17 protein-coding genes are annotated in these 19807 nt (G+C 63.3%); 4 read left to right on the top strand and 13 right to left on the bottom strand.

Annotated elements, in window-relative coordinates:
- Positions 1-68 precede the first annotated feature (68 nt).
- The 3 genes from BLS75_RS24990 to BLS75_RS24980 form a co-directional block, all read right to left on the bottom strand.
- A complete protein-coding gene (locus tag BLS75_RS24990) occupies positions 69-1022 on the bottom strand; it encodes an adenosine deaminase (protein ID WP_011059088.1) in 954 nt (317 codons plus the stop codon).
- Between the two features lie 179 nt (positions 1023-1201).
- Complete coding sequence (locus tag BLS75_RS24985) at positions 1202-2167, bottom strand: 2-oxoglutarate and iron-dependent oxygenase domain-containing protein (RefSeq protein ID WP_015634027.1); 966 nt, start codon at positions 2165-2167, stop codon at positions 1202-1204.
- A gap of 66 nt (positions 2168-2233) precedes the next feature.
- Positions 2234-3316: a BMP family ABC transporter substrate-binding protein gene (locus BLS75_RS24980; protein ID WP_011059090.1), complete on the bottom strand. Its 1083-nt coding sequence runs from the start codon at positions 3314-3316 to the stop codon at positions 2234-2236.
- A gap of 323 nt (positions 3317-3639) precedes the next feature.
- Between BLS75_RS24980 and BLS75_RS24970 the strand changes: the two genes are divergently transcribed.
- A complete protein-coding gene (locus BLS75_RS24970) occupies positions 3640-4728 on the top strand; it encodes a calcium:cation antiporter (protein WP_011059091.1) in 1089 nt (362 codons plus the stop codon).
- Here BLS75_RS24970 and BLS75_RS24965 read toward each other — a convergent pair.
- The 3 genes from BLS75_RS24965 to BLS75_RS24955 form a co-directional block, all read right to left on the bottom strand.
- Positions 4725-5732: a formylglycine-generating enzyme family protein gene (locus tag BLS75_RS24965; protein ID WP_072451973.1), complete on the bottom strand. Its 1008-nt coding sequence runs from the start codon at positions 5730-5732 to the stop codon at positions 4725-4727. The genes BLS75_RS24970 and BLS75_RS24965 overlap by 4 nt on opposite strands.
- A 112-nt stretch (positions 5733-5844) precedes the next feature.
- A complete protein-coding gene (locus BLS75_RS24960; RefSeq protein ID WP_072451972.1) occupies positions 5845-7203 on the bottom strand; it encodes an 8-oxoguanine deaminase in 1359 nt (452 codons plus the stop codon).
- A gap of 192 nt (positions 7204-7395) precedes the next feature.
- Positions 7396-8079 carry an SDR family oxidoreductase gene (locus tag BLS75_RS24955; protein ID WP_011059094.1) on the bottom strand — a complete coding sequence of 228 codons (684 nt, stop codon included), beginning with the start codon at positions 8077-8079 and terminating at the stop codon, positions 7396-7398.
- A gap of 162 nt (positions 8080-8241) precedes the next feature.
- On the opposite strand from BLS75_RS24955, the gene BLS75_RS32435 reads away from it, so the two are divergent.
- A complete protein-coding gene (locus BLS75_RS32435) occupies positions 8242-8394 on the top strand; it encodes a hypothetical protein (RefSeq protein WP_176876770.1) in 153 nt (50 codons plus the stop codon).
- Here BLS75_RS32435 and BLS75_RS24950 read toward each other — a convergent pair.
- The 7 genes from BLS75_RS24950 to BLS75_RS24920 all read right to left on the bottom strand — a co-directional run bounded on the left by BLS75_RS24950 (position 8391) and on the right by BLS75_RS24920 (position 16322).
- A complete protein-coding gene (locus BLS75_RS24950) occupies positions 8391-9317 on the bottom strand; it encodes an ABC transporter permease (protein WP_019092790.1) in 927 nt (308 codons plus the stop codon). The genes BLS75_RS32435 and BLS75_RS24950 overlap by 4 nt on opposite strands.
- A complete protein-coding gene (locus tag BLS75_RS24945; RefSeq protein ID WP_072451971.1) occupies positions 9317-10423 on the bottom strand; it encodes an ABC transporter permease in 1107 nt (368 codons plus the stop codon). The genes BLS75_RS24950 and BLS75_RS24945 overlap by 1 nt, the downstream gene beginning before the upstream one ends.
- An 11-nt stretch (positions 10424-10434) precedes the next feature.
- A complete protein-coding gene (locus BLS75_RS24940; protein WP_072451970.1) occupies positions 10435-12000 on the bottom strand; it encodes an ABC transporter ATP-binding protein in 1566 nt (521 codons plus the stop codon).
- A gap of 533 nt (positions 12001-12533) precedes the next feature.
- Complete coding sequence (locus tag BLS75_RS24935) at positions 12534-13115, bottom strand: IMPACT family protein (protein ID WP_019092788.1); 582 nt, start codon at positions 13113-13115, stop codon at positions 12534-12536.
- Between the two features lie 5 nt (positions 13116-13120).
- Positions 13121-13789: a TetR/AcrR family transcriptional regulator gene (locus BLS75_RS24930; protein ID WP_047283792.1), complete on the bottom strand. Its 669-nt coding sequence runs from the start codon at positions 13787-13789 to the stop codon at positions 13121-13123.
- 87 nt (positions 13790-13876) lie between these two features.
- Complete coding sequence (locus BLS75_RS24925) at positions 13877-15271, bottom strand: uracil-xanthine permease family protein (protein ID WP_065364940.1); 1395 nt, start codon at positions 15269-15271, stop codon at positions 13877-13879.
- A gap of 130 nt (positions 15272-15401) precedes the next feature.
- On the bottom strand, positions 15402-16322 hold the full coding sequence (locus tag BLS75_RS24920; protein ID WP_011059101.1) for a LysR family transcriptional regulator: 921 nt from the start codon (positions 16320-16322) through the stop codon (positions 15402-15404).
- 125 nt (positions 16323-16447) lie between these two features.
- Between BLS75_RS24920 and BLS75_RS24915 the strand changes: the two genes are divergently transcribed.
- Together BLS75_RS24915 and BLS75_RS24910 are read left to right on the top strand one after the other, a co-directional pair.
- The gene (locus BLS75_RS24915; protein ID WP_011059102.1) at positions 16448-17797 is read left to right on the top strand and encodes an omega-aminotransferase AptA; all 1350 of its coding nucleotides are present in this window, start codon (positions 16448-16450) and stop codon (positions 17795-17797) included.
- A gap of 73 nt (positions 17798-17870) precedes the next feature.
- Complete coding sequence (locus tag BLS75_RS24910; protein WP_011059103.1) at positions 17871-19364, top strand: CoA-acylating methylmalonate-semialdehyde dehydrogenase; 1494 nt, start codon at positions 17871-17873, stop codon at positions 19362-19364.
- Positions 19365-19807: the final 443 nt, after the last annotated feature.

Genomic DNA, 19807 nt, shown 5'->3' with positions numbered 1-19807 from the left:
GGGGACCTGTTCGCCGGCCAGCCGGCTCCTACAGATTCGTGTAGGAGCCGGCTGGCCGGCGAAGGCCGTTACGGCTTGACCAGCCGTGCATCCAGGCTGTTCTGTGCCAGGCGCCGGGCCTGGTCCTGGGTCATGCCCAGGTCGGTGTGCAGGGCGTGGAAGTTCTCGGTGACGTAGCCGCCGAAGTAGGCCGGGTCATCGGAGTTGACCGTGACCTTCACCCCGCGCTCGAGCATTTGCAGGATGTTGTGCTGGGACATGTGGTCGAACACGCAGAGCTTGGTGTTGGACAGCGGGCACACAGTCAGCGGGATCTGCTCGTCGATGATCCGCTGCATCAGCCGCTCGTCTTCGAAGGCACGTACACCGTGGTCGATGCGCTGGATCTTCAACAGGTCCAGGGCTTCCCAGATGTACTCCGGCGGGCCTTCTTCACCGGCGTGGGCGACGGTCAGGAAGCCTTCGCTGCGCGCACGGTCGAATACCCGCTGGAACTTGCTCGGCGGGTGGCCCATTTCCGAACTGTCCAGGCCCACGGCGACGAATGCATCGCGAAACGGCAGCGCCTGGTCGAGGGTCTTCTGCGCCTCTTCTTCGCTCAAGTGGCGCAGGAAACTGAGGATCAGGCCGCTGGTGATGCCCAGTTGCTGCTCGCCATCTTTGAGTGCGCTGGCGATGCCGTTGAGCACCACTTCGAACGGCACGCCACGGTCGGTGTGGGTCTGCGGGTCGAAGAAGGGTTCGGTGTGGATCACGTTCTGTTCTTTGCAGCGCAGCAGGTAGGCCCAGGTCAGGTCGTAGAAGTCCTGGGAGGTGCGCAGCACGTCGGCGCCCTGGTAGTACAGGTCGAGGAATTCCTGCAGGTTGTTGAAGGCGTAGGCCTTGCGCAGGGTCTCGACGTCGCTCCAGGGCAGGGCGATCTTGTTGCGTTCGGCCAGGGCGAACAGCAGTTCCGGTTCCAGGGAACCTTCCAGGTGCAGGTGCAACTCGGCCTTGGGCAAGGCGTTCAGCCAGTCATACATGGTGTCGTCTCATCAGGTGCAGGCGGGCGCTGCGAGAGTGATGCGCTGCTAGGGCCGTGCCCTTCTGTGGGGAACTGGCTGTGGCTTGCGGCTTTCGCCAGGTTTTCACCGGGCCCGAAAAAGCCGCCATTCTACATCTGGCGGCGCAAATGTTCGGCAAAACCTGACCGGGGGGGCGGTCAGGCCTGCTCCAGCTCCCGGCGATAGGCGTAGGTATCGGCAAAGCGCGAGAGCAGGAATTGGGCGCAGGTCGTCACCGGGTACTTGGCCGGGTGCTCCGCGTCCTGGCAGCCGGGCAGGCATTCGATGCGGGTGTCCGGGTGCGGCTCGGCGAAGAACGGCATCGAGTAGCGGTCCACCCCCAGCGGGCTGATGACCCGGTGCGGGGTCGACAGGTAACGGTCGTTGCTCCAGCGCGCCATCATGTCGCCGAGGTTGACCACGAAGCTGCCGTCGATGGGTGGGGCGTCGATCCACTGGCCCTTGACGTTGCGCACCTGCAAGCCGCCAGCGGCGTCCTGGTAGAGCAGGGTGATGCAGCCGTAGTCGGTGTGGGCGCCGGCGCCTTGCTGCTCTGCGCTGCTGGCGGTGTGGCGCGGCGGATAGTGGATCATCCGCAGCACGCTCACCGGGTCCTGGAAGCGGCGGTCGAAGAAATCACGTTCGATGCCCAGGGCCAGGGTCATGGCCCGCAGCAGGGTCTGGGCCAGGGCCTGCATGTCCTGGTAGTGCTGCTCCATCAGGGCTTGCCAGCCGGGCAGGTCGGGGTGGCGGTTGGGCCCGCGCAGGGGTTTTTCCGCCAGCACGTCCGGGTGCTCGGCCGGCAGGTGCAGGCCCATGTCGAAGGTTTCCTTGAGGTCGCTGGGCTTGCTTGGGTCCAACTGCTCGGTGGCGATGGCGCCGTAGCCGCGATGGTGACGGCTCTGGGTGATATCGATCTTGAGTTTTTCAACACTGGGCAGGGCGAAGAAGTGCTTGGCCGTGCTCAGCAATTGCTCGATGCGTTGTGCGCTGATCGGGTGACCCTTGATGTAGAAGAAGCCCCATTCGCGACAGGCGCGGTCGATCTGCTTGGCGACACTGTCCCAGCCTTGCTGCTCATCCTGATACAGCGGGCTGATATCGATGATCGGCAGTTGATTCATGAAAATGCTCCCATCCTGATTGGCGGTCCGTCGTCGCTGGCGGATGCTCCGACAGCGACGACCAGATTATTTGGGGATGTCCGCCTTCAGGCCTTCGACGTAGTAGTTCATCGAGGCCAGTTCGGCATTGCTGGCGCTGACCCCCGCGGCGATTTTTTCGACCCCGGCCTGGTCCTTGATCGGGCCGGTGAACGGGTGGAACTCGCCGCTCTTGATGCTGGCGATGATCTGTTCGGCCTCGGTTTTCACCGGGGCCGGCAGCAGGTCGCTGAGGGGCAGTTCAACCGTACCCTCTTTCAGCCCACCCCAGTAGTCCTGGGGTTTCCAACTGTGGTCCATCACCCCCTGGGTGGCCTGGATGTAGTGCGGGCCCCAGTTGTTGACGATGGAGGTCAGCACCGCCTTGGGGCCGAAGTGGGCCATGTCCGAGGCATAGCCCACCGCGTACACGCCACGCCGTTCCGCGGCCTGGATCGGCGCCGGGCTGTCGGTGTGCTGGAAGATCACGTCGGCGCCCTGGTCGATCAGGGCATTGGCGGCGTCGGCTTCCTTGCCCGGATCGAACCAGGAATTGACCCACACCACCTTGATCTCGGTGCCCGGGTTGTACTTGTTCAGGGCCAGCTGGATGGCGTTGATGTCGCGGATCACCTCCGGAATGGGGAAGGAGGCGACGTAGCCGATCTTCTTGCTCTTGGTCATCTTCGCCGCGAGGAAACCACCCACATAGCGGCCCTCGTAGGTGCGCGCCAGGTAGGTACCGAGGTTCTTGTCCTGCTTGTAGCCGGTGGCGTGTTCGAAGGTCACCTTGGGGAATTGCCTGGCGACCTTCAGCGTGGGGTTCATGTAGCCGAAGGAGGTGGTGAAGATCAGGTCGTAGTTGTCCTTGGCCATGTTGCGGATCACCCGCTCGGCGTCGGCGCCTTCGGCTACGTTCTCCACGTAGTTGGTCTTGATCTGGTCGCCGAATTTTTCCACCAGGGCCTTGCGCCCCTGTTCATGCTGATAGGTCCAGCCGTGATCGCCTATGGGGCCGATGTAGACGAAACCGACCTTCAGCGGATCGGCGGCGCTGGCGGTAAGGCTGGCACTCAGGCCGATGGCGGCGGCCAGGGTGCAGAGCAACTTGTGCAACGGGCGTGTATGCATGAAATGGAGCTCCATCTTGTTGTGGGGGGCTGGGGCGGCAAGCACTGGAGGGCAATGCAAATAGCTGACCAAGAGGACAACAAAGATGGCCGTTGCGCCGGCGAGGTGGTTTCTACGGGGGCTTTGGGGCGCGCTTTTCGCTGGCAAGCAGCTCCTACGGAGCTGGAATGCAGGAGTCCGCTTGCCGGCGAAGGGCTGTTCAAGACCCATCCCGGTGCGCGGAGCCTGGGGCTGGTGCACTAACATGTAACGAAACGTTAGTGACTTGGTGCAGTCTTTCAGTCATCTCCTGTACTCGTTTTTATTCCCGTCAAAGGACTGCAATGCTCAATTCCCTCAAGCAAGAAAAGTTTCTACTGCTTGCGCTGCTGGCCGCCGTGGCCGCCTATCCGCTTGAACATCTGTTGCTGGGCAGTGGCCAGGGCATCGCCCTGGGCGCCGGGCTGGTGCTGATCGGCTTTATCGTCATGGCTTCGATGCGCGTCGCCCACCACGCTGAACTGCTGGCGGAAAAGGTCGGCGACCCCTACGGCACCATGATCCTGACCCTGGCCGCGGTGCTGGTGGAAGTGGTGATCCTGGCGATCATGATGAGCAACGAAGCCTCGCCGACCCTGGTGCGCGACACCATCTACTCGGCGGTGATGCTGGACATCAACGGCATCCTCGGCCTGGCCGCACTGATGGGCGGCATCAAGCATGGCGAGCAGCCCTACAACGACGACTCGGCGCGTACCTACAGCGTGATGATCCTCACCGCCATGGGCGTGTCGATGGTGGTGCCGGAGTTCATCCCCGAGGCCGACTGGAAGGTCTACTCGGCCTTCACCATCGGCGCCATGGTGGTGCTCTATACCCTGTTCCTGCGCATGCAGGTCGGGCCGCACAGCTATTTCTTCAGCTACAGCTACCCGGAAAAACGCCGCAATAAAGAGGCCCAGGAACAGCCCCATGCCATCAACCTGGCCTGGAGCATCGGCATCCTGGTGTTCGGGGTGGTGGTAATCGGCGCCCTGGCCGAGGTGATGTCCAAGACCCTGGACCTGGGCCTGGAAGGCACGGGCGCACCGCCGGTGATCACGGCGATCCTGGTGGCGGCGATTTCCGCCGCGCCGGAAATCCTGACCGCCCTGCGCGCCGCCCTGGCCAACCGCATGCAGTCGGTGGTCAACGTGGCCCTGGGCGCTTCCCTGTCGACGGTGATCCTCACGGTGCCGGTGATGGAGGCCATGGCCTTGTACACCGGCCAGCCCTTCCAGATGGCCATGACCCCGGTGCAAACGGTGATGGTGTTCATCACCCTGATCGTCAGCGCGATCAACCTTAACGACGGTGAAACCAATGCCATAGAAGGCATGACTCACTTCGTGCTGTTTGCGACCTTCATCATGCTGTCGCTGCTCGGTCTTTAAAGGGGTTGCGCCGACTGGATAGCGCAGCGAAAGCTGACCCCGGGGGCATTCCAGGCCGCGAGTGCTCCCCAACGCCAACGGCGGACGGTGCTGGCCGAAGGAGAAAAGGTCGGGTCGTTGGCAAACTTGTTGTTGGCGCCCCGTTGCGCTCGATAAATGCCTGTTTCAGGCCCTTGCGGATTCTCCACGGGAGATTCGCGGTAGTAGTGTTTGTCGTACCAGTCGTTGACCCATTCACTGGCATTGCCGGTGAGGTTGTAGAGGCCCAGCGGGTTAGGCACAAACCTGTCCACGGCGAAGGTTTCGTTGTCGTCAGGCGCCGGAAAGTTGCGGCCATAGTCCAGATTGCCGTTGTCGGTCGCGAACATCACCGGCTGGCCACGGTTGCGCGCGGCATATTCCCATTGGGCCTCGGTCGGAAGATCCACGGCATAGCCGCTGAGGTCTGCAAGCCAGCCACAATAATCCTTGGCCTCTTGCCATTTTCGAGACGCCGGGGCGGGCAGGTTTTCCTGGTAGAGGTGTTTCATGTCTTCGCGTTTGCGCAGTGCCGCGTCGAATTGCGGCCTGCCTTGCGCCAGGAAGAACAGATCGAAATCGCCCAAGGTGGTTTGCAGCGAGGACAGGTAGTAGCTGCTCAATTTGACCGGGTGAACGAAGTCGTCATCGATGTCGAGGCTGATCCGTTCCATGTTGGCCGGGTCCACGCCACAGGGCCATTGGCACAACGCCTGTGGGTCGAAGCCACGGGGCCAGCCGAAATCCCCCATCTGGAATTCGCCACCTTCGATCAGCACCATGTTGTCCATCGAACGCACGACGGTGTTGAGCACCGCATCGCGGACTTGCGGGGACAGGTCCGGGTATCTGCGGCTGATGGTCGAAGCAATGTCTGCAACTTTTTCAGGTGACAGCACTTTGCTGGCGGGGCCTGCAACCTCCTGTTTCCCACAGCCCGAAATCAGCAGTGCGACGCAGAGCGCCAGTCCGTGCTTTTGTTTCACGTAATGTCCCTATAACGGTTCGGATGAGGGCGGCAAACTAACATGTTTCCTCCCTCTGATACCGTTCAACGCACAGGCGAGGGATACACTCCCTCGCCGTGGGCGCCAAAGATCAGGTGCCGGCGATCAGTTGCCGGGCCGCCTGGCTGTGATCGGCGATCAGGTTTTTCAGATCCAGCCCTTCGATCTGGCCATCAATCACCCGCCACTTGCCGCCAATCATGACCCGGTCCGCTCGATCCGCAGCGCACAACAGCAGCGCTGAAACCGGATCATGGCTACCCGAGAAACGCAGTTCATCGAGCTTGAACAACGCCAGGTCTGCCTGCTTGCCTACCGCCAGTTCGCCGATGTCGGTACGGCCCAACAGGCTTGCCGACCCCTGGGTCGCCCAGCCCAGTACACGCTCCGGGGTGATCTTTTCGGCGCCGTAACGCAGGCGCTGGATGTACAGCGCCTGACGCGCTTCGAGGATCATGTTCGAGGCGTCATTGGACGCCGAACCGTCCACGCCCAAGCCGAACAGCGCCCCTGCATCGGTCAGCTCGATGCTGGGGCAGATGCCGGACGCCAGGCGCATGTTCGAACTCGGGCAATGGCAGATGCCGGTACCGGCCTGGCCGAGGCGGGCGATCTCATCCGGGTTGAAGTGGATGCCGTGGGCCAGCCAGGTGCGCGGACCGAGCCAGCCGACGCTGTCCAGATAATCCACCGTGCGCAGGCCGAAACGCTGCAGGCAGAAGTCTTCTTCGTCGAGGGTCTCGGCCAGGTGAGTGTGCAGGCGCACATCGAGCCCGTTGGCCAGTTCGGCGCTGGCCGACATGATTTCCGGGGTCACCGAGAACGGCGAGCACGGTGCCAGGGCGATCTGGATCTGCGCACCGTCGCCACGCTCGTGGTACTGCTGGATCAGGCGCTGGCTGTCGTCGAGAATCACCTGGCCTTCCTGCACGGTCTGTTGCGGTGGCAGGCCGCCGTCCTTTTCGCCAAGGCTCATCGAGCCGCGGGTGAGCATGGCGCGCATGCCCAGTTCACGCACGGTTTCGACTTGCACGTCGATGGCGTTTTCCAGGCCGTCCGGGAACAGATAGTGATGGTCGGCGGCGGTGGTGCAGCCGGAGAGCAGCAGTTCGGCCAGTGCCACTTTGGTCGCCAGGGCGAGTTTTTCCGGGGTCAGCCGGGCCCAGACCGGGTACAGGGTCTTGAGCCAGGGAAACAGCGGCTGGTTGACCACCGGCGCCCAGGCGCGGGTCAGGGTTTGATAGAAGTGATGGTGGGTGTTGATCAGGCCCGGCAGCAGCACGTGCTCGCGGGCATCGAAGACCTGCTGGCAGGGGCTTGCAGGTTGCTGGCCGAGGCCCAGCACTTCAACGATCAGGCCGTCTTGCAGCACCAGGCCGCCACGGGCGTCGAGGGCATTGCCGGTGAAGATGGCCAGGGGATTTTTTAACCAGGTACGGGTCGCAGGCATGGTTGCCGGCTCCTCTGAAAGTGGGTTCAGGTTAGCCAGCTCAGTGATGCCCTGTCTGCTGATCCAGGGTCGCCGCAAGGGGCGAGGTGCGCAGTCTAGCGAAAGATTTGCCGGGGGACAAAACTTGCATTTTGCCCCCCGTTCCAGAGCCTTTGCTGGCCTGTGCAAGGGCTGCCTGGGGCAGCCGCGGCCTTACCAGGGGATGGTTTCGCCTTTGTAGTTGACGAAGTGATGACCGCCCTTGCCGGTGTAGGCATTGACCTGGGCGATCAGCCCGCGGGTGCTGGTCTGCACATCGATATCGGCGCCTTCGCCGCCCATGTCGGTCTTCACCCAGCCCGGGTGCAGCGAAAGCACGGTGAGCTTCTGCCCCAACTGGGTCACGAAGCTGTTGGTCATGGAGTTCAGCGCGGCCTTGCTGGCCTTGTACAGGGCCAGCTCCGGCGCGTCGGGCATGGTCACGCTGCCCAGCACCGAACTCATGAACGCCAGCACGCCGCTGTCCTTGCGGATCTGCCCGACGAAGCGCTGGGCCAGGTTGATCGGCGCCACGGCGTTGGTGAAGAACAGCTGGCCGACTTCGGCCAGGGTCGCCTGCCCCGGCAACTGGTTGTCCGGGCCCTTGACCCCGGCGTTGACGAACAGCAGGTCGAACACCTGGTCCTTGAGCTTCTGGCTCAGGGCAATCACCGCTTGCTGATCGTCCATGTCCAGTTGCTCGATCTGCACCTTGCCCAGGGCTTGCAGCGCCTCGGCCTTGTGCGGGTTGCGCACGGTGGCGGTGACCTGCCAGCCGTCTTCCAGCAGGCGCTGGACCAGGCCGAGGCCCAGGCCCCGGGAGGCGCCGATGATCAGTGCGGTTTTTGCCGTGGACATGATGAGGTTCCTTGATAAGTGAGGATCACGGATTCAATGGACAGGCTTGCCCCAGTCGCAGTTGCAGCACGGGGCGCAACTGGCCCGGTTCTCCGATGTGCAAGCATGGGGCTCGAAAGGGCTGACCCTGAAGCATACTCCAGGCTTTGGCCTGCGCGCTCCTTGAATCGATGGAGCGACATCTATGTGGACCCCGCCCTGGCTCACGCAGCCACGGCATTGATCGGGGTGATCCTGTTCTTCGAGCAGGCCTGGTACGTGGTCCAGTTGCTGGCGGTGCGAGCGGCTGCCGGTAAGGCCCCGGCAGCCATCTAGTGTCCCGACTGCCACGGCTGGCCGAGGGACACCGGTGCATACAGCCGGGTGCGCAAGGCATCCCGGGATAGCAGCACCAGCACCAGGATGGTGGCGGCATAGGGCAGCATCGCCAGCAGGTTGGAAGGAATCGCCAGGCCCAGGCCCTGGGCCACCAGGTGCAGGATGCTCGCCAGGCCGAACAGGTAGGCGCCGAGCAGCAGCCGCCACACCCGCCAGCTGGCGAATACCACCAGCGCCAGGGCGATCCAGCCGCGTCCGGCGCTCATGTTCTCGGCCCACATCGGGGTATAGGCCAGGGACAGGTAGGCCCCGGCCAGCCCCGCCATGGCGCCGCCGAACAGCACCGCGAGCGTGCGCACCCGCAGCACCGGAAGCCCCATGGCGCTGGCGGCGTCGGGGTTCTCGCCGACAGCCTGGATGATCAGGCCGACCCGGCTTTTGAGCACCACCCAGGCCACCAGGGCGAACAGGGTGAAGGACAGGTACACCAGCAAATCCTGGGCGAACAGCATGCGGCCGATCAGCGGGATTTCGCTCAGCAGCGGCAGCGCCAGCGGTTCGAAGCCGGCCAGGGGCTTGCCGACCCAGGCCGCGCCGACAAAGCTCGACAGGCCGACCCCGAAGATCGTCAGCGCCAGCCCGGTAGCCACCTGGTTGGCGGTGAACACCAGGGCCACCAGGGCGAACAGCGCCGCCAGCAGCATCCCGGCGGCCATCGCCAGCAGCACCCCGAGCCACAAATGGCCGCTGTTGAGGGCGACGATAAAACCTATCACCGCGCCGAACAGCATCATGCCTTCCTGCCCCAGGTTGAGGACGCCGCTCTTTTCACAGATCAGTTCCCCCAGGGCCACCAGCAGCAGGGGGGTGCCGCAGCGGACCATGGCGTAGAGAATATTGCTCAGCAGATCGATATCCATCACAGGGCTCCGGCGGTAGCAGTGGCGCTGGCGTTACGGCGCACCCAACGCAGGTTCAGGCGCGGGCGATAAAGAATCAGCACGTCGCTGGCCAGGAGGAAGAACAGCATCATTCCCTGGAACAGCTGGGTGATGGCCTGGGGCAGGTTGAGGCTCATCTGCGCGCTCTCGCCACCGATGTACAACAACGCCATCAGCAGGCTGGAAAACACAATGCCGATGGGGTTCAGGCGGCCGAGAAAAGCCACGGTAATGGCCGCGTAGCCGTAGCCGGGAGACACCTGGGGCACCAGTTGGCCGATGGGGCCGGCGACTTCGCAGACCCCGGCCAGCCCTGCCAGCGCACCGCTGGTCAACAGCGCCAGCCAGACCAGGCGCTTCTGGCGAAAGCCGACGAAGCCGGCGGCACGCTGGTCCAGGCCGAGCACCCTGATCTGGAAGCCGACAAAGCTTTTCTGCAGCAGCACCCAGACCGCCACCAGGGCCAGCAGGGCGAAGTACACCCCGGCGTGGACCCGGCCGTCTTCCATCAGCAGCGGTAGGCGGCTGGCGTCGCCGAACATCGCCGACTCGGGAAAGTTGAACCCGGCGGGGTCTTTCAACGGGCCATGCACGCCGTACAGCAACAGGTTCAGGGCGATGTAGTTGAGCATGATGCTGGTGAGGATTTCATTGGCGTTGAAGCGGGTGCGCAACCAGGCGGTGAGCCCGGCCCAGGCGGCCCCGGCCAGGGTTCCGGCAAGCAGGATCAGCACCAGCGCCCAGCGGCTTTGCAGTTCGATGAGATTGACCGCCAGGGCGCTGCCGACCAGGGCCCCGAGCAGCAATTGGCCCTCGGCGCCGATGTTCCACACCCGCGCCTGGTAGGCCACCGCCAGGCCCAGGGCACAGAGCAGGATAGGTAGCGCCTTGACCAGCAGCTCGGACACGCCATACAAGTCGCTGACCGGGGCGATCAGCAGGGTGTGCAAGGTCAGCCAGGGGTCATGCCCCAGGGCCATGAATAGCAGGGAACCGCAGCCCAGGGTCAGCAGCGCCGCCAGCAGTGGCGAGCACCAGAGCATCAGCCGCGACTGGCGGCCACGGGGTTCGAGTGAAAGCAGCATGGACAGCTCCGTTAAATCGCCAGGGCAGCGGGTGAGGGCAGGGAATCGGCGTGGCCGGCCATCCAGCCGCCAACCTCCACCGGCGAGGTGTCGGCGCAGGCCTTGAGGGGCGATAGGCGTCCAGCGCACAGGGCAGCGAGGCGGTCGCTGATCTGGAACAGCTCGTCCAGGTCTTCGGAGATCACCAGGATCGCCGCGCCGGCATCGCGCAAGGCGATCAGTGCCCGGTGGATAGTGGCGGCGGCCCCTACATCCACGCCCCAGGTCGGGTGCGCGGCGATCAGCAGGCGAGGCTGCTGGAGAATCTCGCGGCCCAGGATGAATTTCTGCAGGTTGCCGCCGGACAGGCTGCGGGCCGGGCTCTGGGAACCGGCGCTCTTGACCCCGAACCGCTGGATGATGCGCTCGGCCAGTTCCCGCACCTTGCGTCGCTGGATCAGCCCGTGGCGCACCAGGCCCTGTTGAAAGGCGCTGAGCAGGGCGTTGTCCTCCAGGCTCAGTTCCGGCACCGCGCCGTGGCCCAGGCGTTCGGCGGGAACGAAAGCCAGGCCGCGCTGGCGTCGGGCGTCGGGATACAGATGAGCCACGCCCTGGCCGGCGAAACAGATACGTTCGGCTTCGCCACGGGGCAGGCGCTGTTCACCGCTGAGCAGGGCCAGCAGTTCGTCCTGGCCATTGCCGGCGACTCCGGCGATGCCGACGATCTCGCCGCTGCGCAGGCGCAGGTCGATGTTCTTCAGTGAGCAGCCGAAAGGATCGGGGTTGTCCCAGCTGAGGTTGTCCAGGCGCAGGAAGTCGTTCGTGCCGCGGGCTTTCGGGTAGTCGGTGATCATCGCCGCCGCGTCCCCCACCATCAGCCGCGCCAGCTCGCGATCCGAGCACTGCGCCGGCCTGCAGTGCCCGGCCACCCGGCCCGCGCGCAGCACCGTGGCGCTGTGGCACAGGGCGCGCACCTCGGCGAGCTTGTGGCTGATGAACAGGATGCTGCAGCCTTCGTCGGCCAGCCGGCGCAGGGTGACGAACAGGTCGTCGGCCTCCTGCGGGGTCAGGACCGAGGTCGGCTCGTCGAGGATCAGCAGGCGGATGTCCTGCATCAGGCAGCGGACGATTTCCACCCGCTGGCGTTCGCCGATGGACAGGCTGTGCACCAGGCGCTGGGGTTCGAGGGCCATGCCGTAACGCTGGGAAACCTCGCGGATTCTGCCTTCCAGCTGGCTCGGCGTACCGGTGCCGGCGCCCATGGCCAGGGCAATGTTCTGCGCCACGCTGAGGGTTTCGAACAGCGAGAAATGCTGGAACACCATGCCGATCCCCAGGCTGCGTGCCTGGGCCGGGTTGTCGATGAGCTGGCGCTGTCCTTGCCAGAGCAGTTCCCCCGAATCGGCCTGGACCACCCCGTAGATGATCTTCATCAAGGTGCTTTTGCCGGCGCCGTTTTCGCCCAGCAATGCATGGATTTCACCCGCAGCGATGTTCAGGTCGATGGCGTCGTTGGCCAGGCAGCCGGGATAGCGTTTGCTGATCCGGCGCAGTTGCAGGCGTGGTGCCTGGCTGCTGGGTGCAGGGTGATTGGACATGACAGGCTCGGCTTCTGGGAGTTGTGCCTGTGGATAAAGCAATTTCCTGGCCAGTGGGTCAGGAAAGCCGGTGAAGCGCTCCCGGGCGGCATCCTGCCTGGCTGACAGGACCAGGGTCCTGGCACCACTTCGGGGCAAGGTGTTTGAAAAGGCGCTGTTTTTGTCCCCAGGCCGTTGCGCAGAAAATGATCAGTTGCCTGCAGACCCTGCGCAATCAGGGGCTGGAGCAGCCTTGCACGGGTTATCCACAGCTTGCTCCACAGTAATTGTGTGCAAGAGCGGCGCTTGGGCATCAGCACCACTGGCTTGCCCGTGAACTGCGATCAACCGGCTTAAGTGGCTGTTTCGCTGTGGAAAAAAGCTTCTTGGGGACGCTTTGGACAAAAAATGAACAAAGCCCGCAAAGCCACGTTGCAGAAGGGTTACAGCGCTATGTGCTCAGCTTATCCACAGTCGGGTGCACAGTAGATGTGGGCAAGTGCCCGGGGCCCTTGCGGGTTATGCACAAGGTGGCCCGGGCCGGGTTGGTGCCTTCAGCGCTGCAAAAGGATGCGCCCGCGGCTGAGGTCCGCCAGCTGTTGCTGCAGGGTATCGATCTGCTCTTCGCCCAGGGCCAGTTGCAGCTCTACGCCGTTGGCGGTGAAGTCTTCCTGGACCAGCAGCCCACCCAGTTCGGCAACCCGCAGCTTGACCAGCGCCAGTTCGCTGAAGCTGCAGGCGCAACGCAGCGGTACGCGGTTGACCAGGGCGATGCGCTCGGCGCCTTGCAGGCACTTGTTGGCGCCGCCGCCATAGGCTCGGGCCAGGCCGCCGGTGCCCAGTTGGATGCCGCCGTACCAGCGGATCACCAGCACCGCCACCTGGTCGCAGTCCTGGGCCTCGATGGCCGCGAGGATCGGTCGCCCGGCGGTGCCGCCGGGTTCACCGTCGTCGTTGCTGCGGTACTGGTCGGCGAGTTTCCACGCCCAGCAGTTATGCGAAGCGTTGAGGTCGCTGTACTGCTGGATGAAGGCTTGGGCCTCGGCCGCGCTGCTGATGGGCGCGGCAAAGGTGATGAAGCGGCTTTTGCGAATTTCCTCGCGGTATTCGCAAAGGCCGGCCAGGGTAAAGGGCATGGGGGTCAGTCTTTCAGTGCAGGTGTCAGGCCACAGCCTTTGAGGATGATGCGGATCAGGTTGTTGCCGGCGTCTTCCATGTCCTGCTTGGTCAGCCGGGTGCGCCCGGTGACGCGGCAGATCTGGGTGGCGAAATCGGCATAGTGCTGGGTGCTGCCCCACAGCAGGAAGATCAGGTGCACCGGGTCTACCGGGTCCATCTTGCCGGCGTCGATCCAGGCCTGGAACACCGCGGCGCGGCCCTGGAACCAGGCGCGGTAGTCCTGGCTGAAATACTCGCTCAGGCACTCGCCACCGCTGATGATCTCCATGGCGAAGATCCGCGAGGCTTGCGGCTGGCGGCGGGAGAATTCCATCTTGGCGCGGATGTAGCGGGACAGGGCTTCGGCCGGATCATCTTCGGCGGTGAGGGTGTTGAAGGTGCTGTCCCAGAGTTCGAGGATGTTGCTCAGCACCGCGATGTACAGCCCCAGCTTGTTGGTGAAGTAGTAGTGCAGGTTGGCTTTGGGCAGGCCGGCCTTCTGCGCGATGGTGTTCATGCTGGTGCCTTTGAAACCGTGACGGGCGAACTCGTCCTCGGCGGCCTGGAGGATGGCCTCTTCATTCTTCTGCCGAATGCGGCTGGCGGGTTTGCCGGGGTGAGGAGCGCTGTGGGCGGGGACTTCAAAGGTCATGGAGGTTTCCGAGCAAGTCTGTGGGTGCAACCTGTGCGTTGATAGCGCACCCACGTGGATCAGACAAGCCTTGGCGCTACAAAAGCCTCAGTGGGCCCTCAGGGTGTCGTTTTCCGGAATCGGATTTGCGTCATTCGCCGCGCCCTTGCTTTCCGGCAACAGCAGGCTCATCAGCAAGGCGGTGAGGCCGCCGCTGGTGATCGCCGAATCGAACAGGTTCTGCACCACCTTGGGCAGCAGGTGCAGCAGGTTCGGTTGCGCGGCGATGCCCAGGCCGACGCCGAACGAAGTGGCGATGATCAGCATGCTGCGCCGGTCCAGCGGGGCCTGGGCGAGGATCCGTACCCCGGCTGCGGCGACGCTGCCAAACATCACCAGGGTGGCACCGCCGAGTACCGGCTTGGGGATCTGTTGCAGCAGCGCGCCGATCAGCGGGAACAGGCCCAGGCAGAACAGGATCAGGCCGATGTACAGGCCGACGAAGCGGCTGGCCACACCGGTCAACTGAATCACCCCGTTGTTCTGGGCGAAGGTGGTGTTGGGGAAGGCGCTGAAGGTGGCGGCGATCATGCAACTGACGCCGTCCCCCAGGACCCCGCCCTTGAGCCGGCTTATATAGGAAGGGCCGCTGATGGGCTGGCGCGCCAGCATGCAGTTGGCGGTCAGATCTCCCACGGTTTCCAGGGTGCTGATCAGGTAGATCAGGGCTACGGGGATAAAGGCGCTCCAGTCGAAACTGAAGCCGTACCTGAAGGGCAGGGGCAGGCTGATCAACGGCAGGTCCGGCAGCGGCTGGGGCACCAGCTTGCCGCTGAACCAGGCCGCCAGGCTGCCCAGGGCCAGGCCGATGATGATGGCGCTGAGGCGCACCCACGGGGTGTTGCTGCGGTTGAGCAGAATGATGGTCAGCAGCACCAGCAGGCCCAGGCCGAGATTGCCCGGGGCGCCGAAGTCCGCGGCATTGAAGCCGCCGCCCAGGTCGGTGATGCCGACCTTGATCAGGCTGATGCCGATCAGGGTAATGACGATGCCGGTCACCAACGGGGTGATCACCCGGCGCAGTCGCCCGATAAAGCGGCTGAGGACGATCTGCACCAGCGCGCCGAAGAAACACACGCCGAAGATCATCGCCAGGATGTCTTCCGGGCTGCCGCCCCGTTGCTTGACCAGGAACCCCGCCGACAGTACGGCGCCGAGGAAGGCGAAGCTGGTGCCTTGCAGGCAGATCATGCCGGCCCCGATGCCCCAGGGGCGCCGAGCCTGGATAAAGGTGCCGACCCCGGAGACCATCAGCGCCATGCTGATCAGGTACGGCAGGTGCGCCGAAAGGCCCAGGGCCGAACCAATCACCAGTGGTGGGGTGATGATGCCGACAAAGCTGGCCAGCACATGCTGCAGGGCTGCCAGCAGCGCGGGCAGGGGTTGCGGGCGATCGTCGAGGCCGTAGATCAGTTCGCTGGGGCGGGAAGCATCTGGCTGCATGGCGTGGAGCTCGGGCTGGGGTTCAAGGTGCCGAGGTCTTTGCAAAAAGCTGTCCAGGTGCTCAGGTTATTTTTTCTGTTTTGCGGTGCGGGCCTTTTAATACGGGGCCTTGCTGGTGAGTGGAGACGCTCTAGCGGGTTGCCGCCAGGCTTTCCAGAAAGCTTTCGAGCACCAAATGAGGGCGCCGGCCCTTGCGCGTGACCGATGCCAGGCTCAGGTCGTAGAAGCGTGACTTGGGCTTGAGGGCGCGCAACCGGCCCTGCTGCACCCAGAGGCTGGCGTAGTGGTCCGGCAGGTAGCCGATGTAGCGGCCGGTGAGAATCAGGAACGCCATGCCTTCCCGGTCGGATGCGCTGGCGGTGCAATTCAGCGCCTGGTAGTGGGCCTGGATCTCGGCTGGCAGGCGAAAGGTCGGGGCGATGGCGTCCTGGTCGTTGAGGCGCTGGTCGTCCAGTTGCCGGTCATCCACATAGAACAGCGGGTGGCCCACGGCGCAGTACAGCAGCGAGCGTTCGTCATACAGCGGCTGGTATTCCAGGCCGGGTAGGGCACTGGCCTGGGGCACCACACCGACATGCAGGCGGCCGTCGAGCACCCCTTGCTCGACTTCGTTGGGGGCGATCATGCGGATCTGGATCTGCACGTCCGGGCCACGCTCCTTCAATTGCGCCAGGGCGTGGGTGATGCGCATGTGGGGCAGGGTCACCAGGTTGTCGGTGAGGCCGATGATCAATTCGCCGCGCAGGTGGCGGTGCAGGCCGTTGACCTCGGTACGGAAGCTTTCCAGGGCACTGAGCAGTTGCAGGGTCGACTGATAGACCTCGCGGCCCTCCTCGGTCAGGGAGAACCCGGCGCGCCCGCGCTGGCACAGGCGCAGGCCGACCCGTTGCTCCAGGTCGCTCATCTGCTGGCTGATGGCCGAGCGGCCGATGCCGAGCACGGTTTCCGCCGCGGAGAAACCACCGCATTCCACCACGCTGCGAAAGATCCGCAGCAGGCGGATATCAAAGTCGCTGACTTGCGCCAGCGGGTCGGCTCGACGGCTGCTCATAGTTTAGTAGATGCCAGACTGAAGGTTATTAAAGTTGGATTTCACCGACTTTATAGCCGTGGCAACTTAGCTGCAACAACGCTTTTCATTCCTACGCCGCTTCATTGCCTTGCGAGGTTTTGCTCATGAACATGCCGGAAACCGCCCCTCAGTCCCTGGCCAGCCAGCTCAAGCTCGACGCTCACTGGATGCCCTATACCGCCAACCGCAACTTCCAGCGCGACCCGCGCCTGATCGTCGGCGCCGAAGGTAGCTGGCTGGTGGACGACAAGGGCCGCAAGATCTATGACTCGCTGTCCGGTCTGTGGACCTGCGGTGCCGGTCACTCGCGCAAGGAGATCCAGGAAGCGGTCGCCAAGCAGTTGGGCACCCTGGACTATTCCCCAGGCTTCCAATACGGCCACCCGCTGTCGTTCCAGCTGGCCGAGAAGATCACCGACCTGACCCCGGGCAACCTGAACCACGTGTTCTTCACTGACTCCGGCTCCGAGTGCGCCGATACCGCAGTGAAGATGGTGCGCGCCTACTGGCGCCTGAAAGGCCAGTCGACCAAGACCAAGATGATCGGCCGTGCCCGTGGCTACCACGGGGTGAATATCGCCGGCACCAGCCTCGGTGGCGTCAACGGCAACCGCAAGTTGTTCGGCCAGGCGATGATGGATGTCGATCACCTGCCCCATACCCTGCTGGCCAGCAACGCTTATTCTCGTGGCATGCCGGAGCAGGGCGGTATCGCTCTGGCCGATGAGCTGCTGAAACTGATCGAACTGCATGACGCTTCCAACATTGCCGCGGTCTTCGTCGAGCCTCTGGCCGGCTCCGCTGGCGTGCTGGTGCCGCCACAGGGTTACCTCAAGCGCCTGCGGGAAATCTGCGATCAGCACAACATCCTGCTGGTGTTCGACGAAGTGATCACCGGCTTCGGCCGTACCGGTGCGATGTTCGGCGCTGACAGCTTCGGCGTGACGCCGGATCTGATGTGCGTGGCCAAGCAGGTCACCAACGGCGCGATCCCCATGGGCGCGGTGATTGCCAGCTCCGAGATCTATCAGACCTTCATGAACCAGGCGACACCCGAGTACGCAGTGGAATTCCCCCACGGCTACACCTATTCGGCGCACCCGGTGGCGTGCGCTGCGGGCCTGGCGGCACTGGACCTGCTGCAGAAGGAAAACCTGGTGCAGAGCGTGGCCGAGGTTGCCCCGCATTTCGAGAATGCACTGCACGGCATCAAGGGCACGAAGAACGTGATCGACATCCGTAACTTCGGCCTGGCTGGCGCGATCCAGATTGCACCCCGTGATGGCGATGCCATCGTGCGTCCGTTCGAGGCTGGCATGGCGTTGTGGAAAGCCGGTTTCTATGTGCGCTTCGGCGGCGACACCCTGCAGTTCGGCCCAACCTTCAACAGCAAGCCGCAGGACCTCGATCGCCTGTTCGACGCGGTTGGCGAAGTGCTGAGCAAGCTCGACTGATTCGATCCTTCTTATATAGAAGCGGGCGCGAAGTGTTTCGCGCCTGCGCTTTCCCTCTTTCAGGAGTCCCCGCATGAGTCTGATTCAACACCTGATCCACGGTGAGCTGGTAAGCGACAACGGTCGCAGCGCCGACGTATTCAACCCGTCCACCGGTCAGGCGATCCATAAAGTGCCGCTGGCCAGCCGTGAAACCATCCAGCAAGCCATCGACTCGGCCAAGTCGGCATTCCCGGCCTGGCGCAATACGCCACCGGCCAAGCGCGCCCAGGTGATGTTCCGCTTCAAGCAATTGCTGGAGCAGAACGAAGCCCGTATTGCCAAGCTGATCAGTGAAGAGCACGGCAAGACCTTGGAAGATGCTGCTGGCGAATTGAAGCGCGGTATCGAGAACGTCGAATACGCCTGCGCCGCGCCGGAAATCCTCAAGGGCGAGTACAGCCGTAACGTGGGCCCGAACATCGACGCCTGGTCCGACTTCCAGCCGCTGGGCGTAGTGGCCGGCATTACCCCGTTCAACTTCCCGGCCATGGTGCCGCTGTGGATGTATCCGCTGGCGATCGCCTGTGGCAACTGCTTCATCCTCAAGCCTTCTGAGCGTGACCCAAGCTCGACCCTGCTGATTGCCGAGTTGCTGCATGAAGCCGGCCTGCCCAAGGGCGTGCTGAACGTGGTGCACGGTGACAAAACTGCGGTGGACGCGCTGATCGAGGCACCGGAAGTCAAGGCGCTGAGTTTTGTCGGTTCGACGCCGATTGCCGAGTACATCTATGCCGAAGGCACCAAGCGCGGCAAGCGCGTTCAGGCTCTGGGCGGGGCGAAGAACCACGCGGTGCTGATGCCGGATGCCGACCTGGATAACGCCGTCAGTGCGTTGATGGGCGCGGCCTACGGTTCATGCGGTGAGCGTTGCATGGCGATCTCGGTAGCCGTGTGCGTGGGCGACCAGGTGGCCGATGCCCTGGTGGCCAAGCTGGTGCCACAGATCAAGGCGCTGAAGATTGGTGCCGGTACTTCCTGTGGCCTGGACATGGGGCCGCTGGTTACCGCCCAGGCGCGTGACAAGGTCAGTGGTTATGTAGAAGACGGCGTGGCCGCAGGTGCGCAACTGGTGGTGGACGGTCGTGGTTTGAGCGTAGCCGGTCATGAAGACGGCTTCTTCCTCGGTGGCTGCCTGTTCGACCGCGTTACCCCGCAGATGCGCATCTATAAGGAAGAGATTTTCGGGCCGGTGCTATGCATCGTCCGGGTCAACAGCCTGGAGGAGGCCATGCAACTGATCAATGATCACGAGTACGGCAATGGTACCTGCATCTTTACCCGTGACGGTGAAGCGGCACGTCTGTTCTGCGACGAGATCGAAGTGGGCATGGTGGGCGTCAATGTGCCGCTGCCGGTACCTGTGGCCTATCACAGCTTCGGTGGCTGGAAGCGTTCACTGTTCGGTGACCTGCATGCCTACGGTCCCGATGGTGTGCGTTTCTATACCCGTCGCAAGGCGATCACCCAGCGCTGGCCGCAACGCGCCAGCCACGAAGCTTCGCAGTTCGCCTTTCCTAGCCTGTAAGAGTGAAGCGATAAAGGCCGGCCCCTTGGGGCCGGCCTTTGCTTTTATGGGCTTTTCTGACCGATATGACAGATTTATGAAAATAACTGTTGACGGCAGATTCTACAGGTCTATAATTCGCCCCACTTCCGGCGCAGTCGAAACGGAAAACTCCTTGAGATTCAACGAGTTACGCAGTTTTCGATAGCGGTTACGCTTCAGTTCATCGAAGCCGGAAGCAGTTGGTAAGGCAGTCAGTTTTCGCCTTATTAACGATTCGATCCTCTCGGTCGAAAGCGGTTGAAAAGAGGTGTTGACAGCAGCGTGTAACGCTGTAGAATTCGCCTCCCGCTAACGAGAGATCGGAAGCGCAAGTGGTTGAAGTTAAAAAGGAAACTTTGAAAACTTCTTAAAAAAATCACTTGACAGCAAATGAGGCTGCTGTAGAATGCGCGCCTCGGTTG

The sequence above is a fragment of the Pseudomonas sp. NFPP12 genome (assembly GCF_900103205.1).
GTDB lineage: Bacteria > Pseudomonadota > Gammaproteobacteria > Pseudomonadales > Pseudomonadaceae > Aquipseudomonas > Aquipseudomonas protegens.
This window is presented reverse-complemented; position numbering and strand designations above follow the sequence as displayed.